This is a genomic window from Bradyrhizobium sp., assembly GCF_049691595.1.
GTDB lineage: Bacteria > Pseudomonadota > Alphaproteobacteria > Rhizobiales > Xanthobacteraceae > Bradyrhizobium.
Genome location: NZ_JBAVNZ010000156.1, coordinates 1 through 11300 on the forward strand (window position 1 = coordinate 1; position 11300 = coordinate 11300).

At 64.4% G+C, this 11300-nt stretch carries 14 protein-coding genes and 2 pseudogenes; 8 read left to right on the forward strand and 8 right to left on the reverse strand.

Annotation, left to right across the window (positions count from 1 at the left end):
• Positions 1–67: 67 nt before the first annotated feature.
• Complete coding sequence (gene gstA, locus WCE35_RS06900) at positions 68–682, reverse strand: glutathione transferase GstA (RefSeq protein WP_424592602.1); 615 nt, start codon at positions 680–682, stop codon at positions 68–70.
• A 132-nt stretch (positions 683–814) separates the two neighbouring features.
• Between gstA and WCE35_RS06905 the strand changes: the two genes are divergently transcribed.
• The 5 genes from WCE35_RS06905 (at position 815) to WCE35_RS06925 (ending at position 4664) form a co-directional block, all read left to right on the forward strand.
• On the forward strand, positions 815–1303 hold the full coding sequence (locus WCE35_RS06905; RefSeq protein WP_424592603.1) for a MarR family winged helix-turn-helix transcriptional regulator: 489 nt from the start codon (positions 815–817) through the stop codon (positions 1301–1303).
• A 93-nt stretch (positions 1304–1396) separates the two neighbouring features.
• The gene (locus WCE35_RS06910; RefSeq protein WP_424592604.1) at positions 1397–2767 is read left to right on the forward strand and encodes a glutamate--cysteine ligase; all 1371 of its coding nucleotides are present in this window, start codon (positions 1397–1399) and stop codon (positions 2765–2767) included.
• Between the two features lie 140 nt (positions 2768–2907).
• On the forward strand, positions 2908–3432 hold the full coding sequence (locus WCE35_RS06915; RefSeq protein ID WP_424592614.1) for a PAN domain-containing protein: 525 nt from the start codon (positions 2908–2910) through the stop codon (positions 3430–3432).
• Between the two features lie 101 nt (positions 3433–3533).
• Positions 3534–3938: a thioredoxin domain-containing protein gene (locus WCE35_RS06920; protein WP_424592615.1), complete on the forward strand. Its 405-nt coding sequence runs from the start codon at positions 3534–3536 to the stop codon at positions 3936–3938.
• Between the two features lie 9 nt (positions 3939–3947).
• A complete protein-coding gene (locus WCE35_RS06925; RefSeq protein ID WP_424592605.1) occupies positions 3948–4664 on the forward strand; it encodes a cytochrome c biogenesis CcdA family protein in 717 nt (238 codons plus the stop codon).
• Here WCE35_RS06925 and WCE35_RS06930 read toward each other — a convergent pair.
• The 4 genes and pseudogenes from WCE35_RS06930 to WCE35_RS06945 form a co-directional block, all read right to left on the reverse strand.
• Entirely contained in the window at positions 4661–5251 is a 591-nt protein-coding gene (locus WCE35_RS06930; RefSeq protein WP_424592606.1) for a nucleotidyltransferase family protein, read from the reverse strand. The genes WCE35_RS06925 and WCE35_RS06930 overlap by 4 nt on opposite strands.
• Before the next feature lie 152 nt (positions 5252–5403).
• Positions 5404–6174, reverse strand: a complete 771-nt coding sequence (gene lepB / locus WCE35_RS06935) for a signal peptidase I (protein ID WP_424592607.1) — start codon at positions 6172–6174, stop codon at positions 5404–5406.
• Positions 6171–7598 carry a metalloprotease TldD gene (tldD, locus tag WCE35_RS06940; protein WP_424592608.1) on the reverse strand — a complete coding sequence of 476 codons (1428 nt, stop codon included), beginning with the start codon at positions 7596–7598 and terminating at the stop codon, positions 6171–6173. Before tldD ends, lepB begins: the two co-directional genes overlap by 4 nt.
• A 241-nt stretch (positions 7599–7839) precedes the next feature.
• A pseudogene (locus tag WCE35_RS06945) lies at positions 7840–8114 on the reverse strand (invasion associated locus B family protein); the annotation flags it as partial.
• Positions 8115–8211: 97 nt separating this feature from the next.
• Between WCE35_RS06945 and WCE35_RS06950 the strand changes: the two are divergent.
• Positions 8212–8436: a DUF433 domain-containing protein gene (locus tag WCE35_RS06950; RefSeq protein WP_424592609.1), complete on the forward strand. Its 225-nt coding sequence runs from the start codon at positions 8212–8214 to the stop codon at positions 8434–8436.
• Complete coding sequence (locus WCE35_RS06955) at positions 8433–8765, forward strand: DUF5615 family PIN-like protein (protein WP_424592610.1); 333 nt, start codon at positions 8433–8435, stop codon at positions 8763–8765. The genes WCE35_RS06950 and WCE35_RS06955 overlap by 4 nt, the downstream gene beginning before the upstream one ends.
• Before the next feature lie 9 nt (positions 8766–8774).
• On the opposite strand, the pseudogene WCE35_RS06960 reads toward WCE35_RS06955, so the two are convergent.
• From WCE35_RS06960 to WCE35_RS06970, 3 genes and pseudogenes are all read right to left on the reverse strand, one after another.
• Positions 8775–8852: pseudogene (locus WCE35_RS06960) on the reverse strand (invasion associated locus B family protein); the annotation flags it as partial.
• A 22-nt stretch (positions 8853–8874) separates the two neighbouring features.
• The gene (locus WCE35_RS06965) at positions 8875–9432 is read right to left on the reverse strand and encodes a GNAT family N-acetyltransferase (protein ID WP_424592611.1); all 558 of its coding nucleotides are present in this window, start codon (positions 9430–9432) and stop codon (positions 8875–8877) included.
• A 63-nt stretch (positions 9433–9495) separates the two neighbouring features.
• The gene (locus tag WCE35_RS06970) at positions 9496–10032 is read right to left on the reverse strand and encodes an invasion associated locus B family protein (RefSeq protein ID WP_424592612.1); all 537 of its coding nucleotides are present in this window, start codon (positions 10030–10032) and stop codon (positions 9496–9498) included.
• 497 nt (positions 10033–10529) lie between these two features.
• Here WCE35_RS06970 and coxB point away from each other — a divergent pair.
• The coding region (gene coxB, locus WCE35_RS06975; protein WP_424592613.1) for a cytochrome c oxidase subunit II at positions 10530–11300 on the forward strand (771 nt) is incomplete at its 3' end.

Here is an 11300-nt window from a genome sequence, read left to right on the forward strand (position 1 = left end):
GCGCTCGCAATGACGAAAAAATGGGCCGGATCATCGATCCGGCCCTTCCTTCATCGTCCGCCAATCCTCACGCCGCCTTCATCAGGCCTTCCCTGGTCAGCGCTTCCTGCACCTTGGGGCGGGCGGCGACGCGGGCCTTGTAGGCGAGCAGGTTCGGCATCGCGGCGAGGTCGAACTTCATCCGCTCGGCCCAGGACAGCATCGTGAACAGATAGCCATCGGCGACGGTGAACTGCTTGCCCATCAGATAATCGTGGCCGGCAAGCGCGCCGTCGACATATCTGAACTTGGCCATCACCCGATCCTTGAAGAACGCCTTGGCGTCATCGGCCAGCGCCGGTGAGAACATCGGGCCAAAATTCTTGTGCAATTCCGTGCCGATGTAGTTGAGCCACTCCAGCAATTTGTAGCGCTCGGCGCTGTCACGGGCGGGCGCGAGCTTCTTGCCCGCGGCCTGGTCGGCGATCATCTGCACGATGACCGGGCCTTCGGTGACCAGTTCGCCTGAGTCCAGCGCCAGCGCCGGCACCTGGCCTTTCGGGTTCACTTTCAGATAATCGTCGCCATTCTCGAGCTTCTTGGCCTTGAGGTCGACCTTGACCAGATCGTAGGGCAGACCGGCCTCCAGAAGCGCGATATGGGGGGAGAGCGAGCACGCACCGGGCGAATAGTACAATTTCATCGGAATTTTCCTTCCCTTGGAACGATTGATGCTGGGCGGCATAGCGACTAAATGCGTCTGCATGAAATAGTCAAGATTGATGCAGCTGCATTTAGTGCGGTACACTGATCTGTGACCGCAACGGACCGGACCATGAAACGCAGACCATCGACCGAGGCGACCGCGGCCTGGATCCGCCTGATGCGGGTGCAGAGCCGGGTGCTCGATGCCGTGGAGCAGGATCTGAAAAAGGCCGGCTTCCCGCCGCTCGCCTGGTATGACGCGCTGCTCGAATTGTCGCGCGCGCCGTCGGGCGAAATGCGCCCGGTGGAGCTGGAGAAGCAGATGCTGATCCCGCAATACTCGACGTCGCGGCTGATCGACCGGCTGGTCGACGAGGGACTGGCGGCGCGGCGCGAATGCAAGATCGACAAGCGCGGCCAGTTCGTCGAGATCACCGAAGCGGGACGCGAGCTGCAGAAGAGGATGTGGAGCGCCTATTCGGCGGCGATCGAAAAGCACGTCGGCTCCAAATTGTCCGACGCCGACGCCAGCAAGCTCTGCGGTCTGCTCGACCGGCTGGGCTGTTCCTGCGCGGAGGCCAGGGCGGCCGCCGCGAAAGATGGCGTGCCCACCCGATGATATTTTCGCCCCCTCCATCCGCGGGCTATCAGGTTCGCGGATGCCCCCGCCACCGCGCGCATTCGATCGAAGCGCCTTTGATCCGGAATTCGTATGGCGCGTGACCAGATCGACATGACGCCGCTGCAATCGCGCGATGAACTGGTCGCGTGGCTGGAAGCGGGCGTGAAGCCTCCGACCGAATTCCGCATCGGCACCGAGCACGAGAAAACCCCGTTCACGCTTCAGGGCCATCATCCGGTTCCCTATCAGGGCGCGCGGGGCATCGGCGCGCTGCTGGAAGGCATGCAGCTTCTGCTCGGCTGGGAGCCGATCATGGAGTGCGGCAACATCATCGGGCTCTATGACGTCACCGGCGGCGGCGCGATTTCGCTGGAGCCCGGCGGGCAATTCGAATTGTCGGGCGCGCCGGTCGAGACCGTGCACCAGACCCAGTCCGAGCTGACGGCGCATCTGGCGCAGGTGCGCGAGATCGCGACCCCCCTGGGGATCGGCTTCCTCGGGCTCGGCATGACGCCGTCCTGGTCGCGGGCGCAGATTCCCGTGATGCCCAAGGGCCGCTACAAGATCATGACCAATTATATGCCGAAGGTCGGCCAATACGGCCTCGACATGATGTACCGGACCTGCACGGTGCAGACCAATCTCGACTTCTCCTCGGAAGCCGACATGGTCAAGAAGCTCCGGGTGTCGGTGGCGCTGCAGCCGGTGGCCACCGCCTTGTTCGCCAATTCGCCGTTCACCGAAGGCAGGCCCAACGGCTATTTGTCGTTCCGCTCCGAGATCTGGCGCGAGACCGACAGCGCGCGCTCCGGCATGATTCCCTGGGCGTTCGAGGACGGCATGGGGTTCGAGCGCTGGGTCGATTACGCGCTGGATGTGCCAATGTATTTCGTCAAGCGCGGCGACGCCTATATCGATGTCGCCGGCTCGTCGTTTCGCGACTTCTTCGCTGGCCGGAATTCCGCCTTCCCCGGCGAGCGCCCGACGCTGTCGGACTGGGCCAATCACCTCTCGACGATTTTCCCCGAAGTGCGGCTGAAGCGCTACCTGGAAATGCGCGGCGCCGACGGCGTGCCGTGGGGACGGCTGCCGGCGCTGCCGGCGTTCTGGGTCGGGTTGCTCTACGACGACACCAGCCTGGATGCCGCCTGGGAGCTCGTCAAGGACTGGGGCGCCGGGGAGCGCCAGGCGCTGCGCGACGACGTGCCGCGTCTGGGATTCAAGGCCAGGATCAGGGATCGCCATCTGCTCGAAATCGCCAGGGAATGCGTGGCGCTGTCGCATTCGGGGCTGCGGCGGCGCGGCCGCGTCGATTACATCGGCCGGGACGAGACCCGTCATCTCGAGCCGTTGCAGCGGATTATCGACCGTGGGTTCACCCCCGCCGAGGAGATGCTGGAGAAATTCCACGGCCGCTGGCAGGGCTCCGTGGAACCGGCCTACGATGAATATGCTTTCTAGGTCAGTCTGTTGGATGGTTTCTGCGCCGTTCATCCGCCGTACAGGTTGATGGCGCTCAAATGACGGCCTGCGGAATATGCGGGTCCAAGTCCAGTCGGAAGCAATCGAACATGGAGACAGGCCGCCTGCTCAGGGCGTGTATGGTGGCGTTCGCTTGCCTGGCGGCCGTCATGACCACGCGACCGGCGCTGGCGCAGGTCAATTTCGACCGTCCCGGCGGCGACTACCAGAATTCGCCGGTCACCTCGGGGGATCCGGCGGACTGTGCGCTGGTCTGCGAGCGCGACCGCCGCTGCCAGGCGTGGAGCTTCAACTATCCCACCGACACCACGCGCGGCGCGGTCTGCTGGCTCAAGAGCAATGTGCCGGCGCGCGTCGCTGACAATTGCTGCGTTTCCGGCGTCCGCGGCGCCGGCGTGGTGGAACCGAGAAATAACGCGGTCGAAACCTCGATCGACCGCTTCGGCGGCGATTACCGGAATTTCGAGCTCAACAGCAGCGATGGCGAGGATGCCTGCAAGGCGGCCTGCGCCGCCGACAATAAGTGCCGGGCCTGGACCTATGCGCGGCCCGGCTATGCCGGCAGGAACGCGCATTGCTATTTGAAGAAAGAGATCAAGCCGCCGCGCCGCAAGGCCGGGTTTATCTCAGGCGTCGTGAGGTAACGTTTGCCGGCGCCGCCGCGTAACTGACCTGCGCGCCGGAAGGATTTGGCCCGATTGAGTGACCCTGGCAGCGCATCATCAGGGAGATCGAGATGACTGAAATGACCATGTCGCGGAGATTGTTTGCCGGCGCCACGATCGCGGCGGCGCTTTTGGTCGTTGGCCTGTCCCGGCCCGCATCGGCCGATGCCGCCGTTCCGTTTTCGCCGGAGGCGTTCAAGGCGGCCCAGGCGGCGGGAAGCCCGATTCTGGTCGAAATCCATGCCGACTGGTGTCCCACCTGCAAGGCGCAGGCTCCGATCCTCGACCAGCTGACGGCGGATCCGAAATTCAAGGATCTGAAGATCTTCCGTGTCGATTTCGACGCGATGCAGCCGGTGGTCAGGGAATTCGGGGCGCAGATGCAGTCAACCCTGATCGTGTTCAAGGGGGCGATCGAGCGCGGCCGTTCGGTCGGCGACACCCAGCAGGCCTCGATATCAGCGCTGCTCGACAAGAGCCTTTAAGCCGGTCCGGTGGGCGCGCTCGCACTGGCCTTTGCGGCAGGATTGCTCTCGATCCTGTCGCCCTGCGTGCTGCCGCTGCTGCCGATCGTGCTCGGCGCAGCCGTCGCCGCGCATCGGCTCGGCGCGCTCGCGCTGGCGGCGGGCCTGGCCCTGTCGTTCACCAGCCTCGGCCTGTTGCTGGCGGTAGCCGGATTCGGGCTCGGCATCGATGCCGGCTTCTTTCGTGTCGCGGCGGCGGCGATCATGATCGTGCTGGGCATGATCCTGATCGTGCCGTCGTGGCAGGCGCGGCTCGCGGTGGCGGGCGGACCGGTTTCCGCCTGGGCCGATCGGCGCTTCGGCGGCATCGCTTCCTCCGGCCTTGCGGGCCAGTTCGCGATCGGGCTGTTGCTTGGCGCGGTGTGGTCGCCCTGCGTCGGGCCGACGCTCGGCGCGGCGTCGCTGCTCGCCTCGCAGGGACGCGACCTGCCGCGGGTCGCGCTGACAATGGCCGTGTTCGGCATCGGCGCCGGGCTGCCGCTGATCTTGCTGGGATTGTTGTCGCGGGCGACGCTGATGCGCCTCCGTTCGCGCCTGATGTCGGCGGGAGCGCTCGGCAAGGGCCTGCTCGGCGCGGCCTTCATCGTGATCGGCGCGGCGATCGTCAGCGGCGCCGACAAGAAAATCGAGGCCGTGTTGGTCGAAGCCTCGCCGCAATGGCTGACGACGTTGACGACGTCGTTCTAGCGGGCGCGGCAGGCCGTGGTGTCGTCGGTGGCGAGCACCGTGATTTCCGGCCACAGCGCCTTCCATCGCGCGGCCTTCGCCGCGTAATTGGCCGCCGAAAAATTGGGGCCGGGATTGGGCCGCACGACCATGCCGGCGATGTCGTCGAATCCGTTCGGCGCGTAGACATCGTGGCCGTCCCTCGTGCGGCGGATTCCGACCTGGGTATTTTTGGTCAGGAAGCGGTCGATGCCTTCGGTCGAACGGCGCAGCGGCGGGTAGGGCAGGCCGTGCTTTTGCGGATACCACAAATGGACGCGCGCCTGATTGCGCGTCTCGATCGCGACGCCGAGATGTCCCAGCCGGTTCTGCAATTGCCGGATCACGGCGTCCTCGGCCGACCATGAGGTATCGGGGTCGAAATAGAAGACATCGTAGTCGTTGATGCCATAATCGACCGCGCGCCCGGTCAACACGTTCCACGCGGTCTGCACCAGGCAGCCCGAGACGATCCACGCATCCGGCAGCGCCAGCCGGAGCAACGTATCGGCAATGATTTGGTTGGCGGGATTGCGCAGCGTGGCGGTTAGGAATTCGTGCTGGTTCATGCGAATCCGTAGATTCCATGGGGCAAAGGCGCATCCGCGCCGTACCCACCGTCTATCCGGGCGTTATCCTGATTGGTGGGCACGCTTCCGCCTTCGCTCGTTGAGCTACGGCGGACGTGTGCGCTTTACCCACGAATGCTACGATTTCGGCGTCACCGCACCGAAGTAAAAAACCGCGCGAGGCGAAAGCCGGACGGCCAGGTCCAGACCGGCTGGCTGCGCATGCCCATGTCCCAGGATCCGACCACGGCATCGGCGCGGCCGACCAGATTGTCGATCGGCAACAGCCCGACGCCGCCGTCGCGCACCGCGACGCGGCTGTCGGCGGAGTTGTCGCGATTGTCGCCCAGCACGAACAGTTTGCCCGGCGGCACCGTCACTTCCGGCGTGTCGTCGAGCCGGCCATTGTCGCGCATCTTGAAAATCGCGTGCGTCACGCCGTTCGGCAGCGTCTCGATGAAGCGATAGGCCGGTTCGCCGCCGCCGCGATCGTCTTCCGCCTGACCCATGCCGTCGGGTTTCAGGGCGGCGGCACGGTCGTTGATGAAGAGCTGGCCATGCCGCATCTGGATGCGGTCGCCGGGCAGTCCCACTACGCGCTTGACCCAGGCCTGCGAGCGGTCGCCGGGCCAGCGGAACACCACGACGTCGCCGCGTTTCGGCGTATCGCCGAACAGGCGGCCGGTCTCGGGCAGCGTGATCTGGATCGGCAGCGAGGCGGCGCCATAACCGTAAGGATATTTCGACGCCAGCAGCGCGTCGCCGATCATCAAGGTCGGCTCCATCGAGCCTGACGGCACGTAAAAGGGTTCGGCAATGGCGCCCTTGGCGAGGAAAACGGCCAGCAGGACCGCGGCGAAGCTGACGGTCTGGGCGCGCCAGCCCGTGGTCTTGAAAAGTGACGGTTCGCTCGCGGTGCTCACTGGCCCGTACCTCCGACGGTAATGCGCTCCATCCGCAGCGTCGGCTGGCCGACGCCGACCGGCACGCCCTGGCCGTTCTTGCCGCAGGTGCCGATACCGGTATCCAGCGCCAGATCGTTGCCGACCATGGTGATTCTGTGCAGGTCGGTCGGCCCGTTGCCGATCAGCATCGCGCCCTTCAGCGGCGCGCCGACCTTGCCGTTCTCGATTCTGTAGGCCTCGGTGCACTGGAACACGTATTTGCCGGAGGTGATGTCGACCTGGCCGCCGCCGAAATTCGCGGCATAGATGCCGTTCTTCACCGAGGCGAGGATTTCCGCGGGATCGCGCTGACCTGCCAGCATATAGGTGTTGGTCATGCGCGGCATCGGCACATGCGCGTAGCTCTGGCGGCGGCCGTTGCCGGTCGGCTTCATGTTCATCAGCCGGGCGTTCTGGCGGTCCTGCATGTAACCGACCAGAATGCCGTCCTCGATCAGCACGGTGCGGTTGGTCGGCGTGCCCTCGTCGTCGATCGACAGCGAGCCGCGGCGCGAGGCCATGGTGCCGTCATCCACCACGGTGACGCCCCTGGCCGCGACCTGCTTGCCCATCAGGCCGGCGAAAGCCGAGGTCTGCTTGCGGTTGAAATCGCCTTCCAGCCCATGGCCGACCGCCTCATGCAGCATCACGCCGGGCCAGCCGGCGCCCAGCACGACATCCATTTCGCCGGCCGGCGCGGGGACCGATTCAAGATTGACCAGCGCCTCGCGGATCGCGCCGTCGGCGGCCTCGCGCCACGCTCTGGTCTCGATGAAGCGCGCATAGTTCTCGCGGCCGCCATAGCCCTTGCTACCGCTTTCCTGGCGGTCGCCTTGCCCTGCGACCACTGAAATATTGACGCGCACCAGCGGGCGGATGTCGCGATAGCTTTCGCCGTCGGGGCGGACGATCTCGACCACCTGCCAGGTGGCGGTGAGGCTGGCGGTGACCTGCCGCACCCGCGGGTCCTTGTCGCGGACATAGGCGTCGATCTCGGCGAGCAGTTTGACCTTGCTTTCAAAACCCGGCGCCTCCAGCGGATTGTCGTCGCCATAGAGTCTTGCATTGGTGTGCGCCGGCGCCGCCGCGAACGAGCCCGAATAACCGCCGCGCACCGCGTGCACGGCATCCGCCGCGCGGATCAGTGCCGGCAGCGAAACTTCGGAGGAATGCGCGTAGCCGACCGCGTCGTCCTTGACCGCGCGCAGGCCAAAACCCTGCGAGGTGTCATAGGTCGCCTGCTTCAGCCTTCCATTGTCGAACACCAGCGCTTCGGTCTGGCCATATTCGAGGAACAGCTCGCCGTCGTCGGCGCCTGCAAGCCCCCGCGCGACCTCGCGGCGGACGGCATCGCGATCGAGATTGGCGCGGTCGAGAAGCGAGGTGGTGGCGAGATTGGTCATGAAGTCTCCGACGCGATTGTTGTCGTCATCCCCGCGAAGGCGACGAGCTATATCACAGGACCACTTGATTTGAGCAAGGACCGGCGGAGCGGTCGTCTGACAAAACTGTGACTTGTGGCTCAGTCGCGGCTCGCCGGAGCCTTGTCATCGGGCCGGTCAGAGACCGGACCCGTTGGCTTGGCTGGAACCGACGATGATTGAAGATAGTCATCTCCGCATCAAAAGGGAGGTCTTCCCAGGGTCACGATGACGCAGCCCGGTTATCCTGCGGCAGCTTGTCATAGCCCTCGCCGAGCCCGTTCAGGCTGAGCGGAAAGCCGATACCCTCTTCCAGGGTCTCGAAAATGATGAAGGTCGCGGTCTTGGCGCCGCGGAGCTGGCCGAGCAGCTTTTCGTCCATCACGACTTCGGCGACGCAGCCGTTGGGCAGGCAGCGGCCGACATCGACACCGTCGAGTTTCTGGCCGGGCCCCGAGGGCTGAACAGGCCGAGCGGGGCGATCGCGCGCATGAGAAGACCCGCTTCGGGCGCCGCGCGGGCGTTGCCTCGCCACGGTCGAGAGTACGGCGAAACTTTGCTGCGCCGATCCGAGAATGATGCTATGCCTTTCGCCATGAACTATCAGCACATCATTTCCATGGAGCCAGGCAAGCGCGGCGGCCGTCCGTGTATCCGGCATATGCGGATCGCGGTGGCGGACGTGCTCGGTTGGCTCGCCGCTGGCCAGACCCATCAGCAAATCCTCGACGATTTCCCTGAGTTGACCGAGGACGACATCCGGGCATGCCTGGCGTATGCCGCCGACCGTGAGAGGCGACTGATCACCGCCTCGATATGAAGCTCTTGCTGGACCAAAATCTCAGCTTCAAGCTGTGCCAGTCTATCGCTGACCATTTCCCGGAATCGAATCACGTTGGGCTCCTGGGGTTATCGGAAGCTGGCGATCGCGATGTTTGGGACTACGCCAAGGCCGGTGATTTCACGATCGTGTCTCAGGATGTTGATTTCGCTGAAATGGCGGCCTTGCTGGGCCCGCCGCCTAAAGTGATCTGGCTGCGGGGCGGAAACCAATCGACAGCGGCTATTTCGACGTTGCTACGGCGTCATGCCGAACTGATCGTTGCGTTCGGGAATGACGACGACGCAGCATGCCTTCAAATCTATTGATCTGCCCCCTCACGGCAGCTTGTCATAGCCCTCGCCGAGCCCGTTCAGGCTCAGCGGAAACCCGATCCCCTCTTCCGGGGTCTCGAAGGTGCCGCCTACCGAAATCAGATCAACCGAGCGAAAGACGCATGACGTGGCGGCGGGTGCCGGCTCGTCCGACCGTCTTGAAGCCGGCTCTTTCAAACATGCCAACAAAGCCCATGAAACGATAGCTTGGGGAATCGGGATCGACCGGATAGGCTTCCAGGACTTTTCCTCCTTTATTCCGCGCGTGAACAATGGCGGCGTTGAGCGCCTGTTCGCCTGCGCCTTGCCCACGCAGATCGCGGCGGATGAAAAAGCAGGCGAGCGACCAAACCGTATTATCCGCATCGCTAGAGTCGTCGGGCCCGCCAAGCCGACGATAGGTCGAGCGCGGAGCGATCGAGCACCATGCAACAGGTTCGTCGGCAAGATAACCGAGGAGGCCGATCGGTACGCCGTCGCGAACGCGCGAATGAATTGCTTGCTTGCGGCTCTTGCCGTCAGTCGTCCTCGCTTCGGCGCTGGTCGCACGCCAGACCATGCACCAGCAGCTCTTCGGTCCGCCCCGCGCCGCGAATAATCGCTCGAAGTCGCCCCAATTACCGGGGCCGACTTCGCGGAAGGCCAGCTTGGGGGCGCGCATATCGGATGACAGCAGGGCTCAAGGAAAAGCGGGGAATCTGGCAGTCAAATAAACCCACCCAGCCTACGGCAATTTGTCGTAGCCCTCGCCGAGCCCGTTCAGGCTGAGTGGAAAGCCGATGCCCTCTTCCGGGGTCTCGAAAATGATGAAGGTCGCGGTCTTGGCGCCGCGGAGCTGGCCGAGCAGCTTTTCGTCCATCACCACTTCGGCGACGCAGCCGTTGGGCAGGCAGCGGACAAAACCGGCGCGGCCGACATCGACATTGTCGAGCTTCAACCCGAGTCCGGAGGGCAGCAACACCCCGAGCGGCGCCACCACCCGCATCAGCTTGCTCTTCTGGTCGGCGGTTTTCAGCACGATCACGGTGAGGCCGGCGTTGGAGCGGTCCTCGGCGACCACGCTCTGGATCAGGGCGCATTGCTCGCCCTGGGCGCCCGGCGGGGTGTCGCAGCGGATCTGCCAGTCGCCATGCACCGAGCGCACCGCGCCCTGCGCGCGCGCCGCCTGGGTCAGGCCGAGCATGAAAGCCACGGCCAGCAGGCCGCCCAGCCAGTTCGTGCGGCCAAAGACGGCTCGTGCCTGATGTTTCGAAGCGCCCATCCGGGTCGATCCTCTGATTTGTCCCGGCCATGCCGGTGCTGTCTCCACAGGCAGCGCCGGCAGCGCCCACGGATTGATACCGCAATGACGGCGCCTTGAAGGCAGGCAATTCCCGCGCCGGGACAGGCCTCTACTGGGCGAATCAGGTTCCTGTGGAACAACCCTCTTGTGCCTACATCCGGCAATCGGCCTGTCAAGCGGCGTCATCCGGCAAAAGCGAGACTTTTGCCTGATTTAACGGGAAAATGTGACATCCGCGGATTTGCCGGTGACGCATGGCTTTGCGGACCAAGACTGCATTGCGAGAGCCTGCGAATTATGGTTTGAGAGGCTGGATTTCGACGCGTTCTAGCGATCTGGCCGAGGTACTGCGAGAGTACCGCGAGAAGTTACTCTTGAGGAGTACGCTCGAAGGCCGTTTGTCAGGGCGGATCGTGCGGCATTTTCAGCCTTCCGGCCGGAGTGCTTTGGGGATTTATCAAGGGAGCGCGAGCGGCATGAAGATGTCGAAGGGCCAGATCGGCCGGCGGTTGCTGGCAATAGCGGTGGCAGGCATGGCGCTGGCGGCCGGCGGCACGGCGTCAGCCGAAATCGGGCAGCCGGCGCCATGGGAATACACGCTGCAGCAAGCGGCGAGCCCGGTGATGGAGAACATCATCTGGTTCCATAACGTGCTGCTCTGGATCATCACCCTGATCACGCTGTTTGTGCTGGCGCTGCTGGTGATCGTGGTCGTGAAGTTCAACGCCAAGGCCAATCCGGTTCCCTCCCGGACCACGCATAACAGCCTGGTCGAAGTGGCCTGGACGCTGATTCCGGTGCTGATCCTGGTCGCGATCGCGGTGCCCTCGTTCCGGCTGCTGTTCCTGCAACTCGATACGCCGAAGGCCGACCTCACCGTCAAGGCGACCGGCAAGCAGTGGTACTGGAGCTATGCCTATCCGGACCACGGCAAGTTCGAGTTCGATTCGCTGATGTCGCAGGACAAGCAGCCGCGGCTGCTCGGCGTCGACAACGAGATGGTGGTGCCGGTCAACAAGGTGGTCCGGGTCCAGACCACCGGCGCGGATGTCATCCATGCCTTCGCGGTGCCGGCCTTCGGCATCAAGATCGACGCCATCCCCGGCCGCCTCAACGAGACCTGGTTCAAGGCCACCAGGACCGGCATGTTCTACGGCCAGTGCTCGGAACTGTGCGGCAAGGATCACGCCTTCATGCCGATCGCGGTGCGGGTGGTGAGCGACCAGGAATTCGCGAGCTGGGTGGAA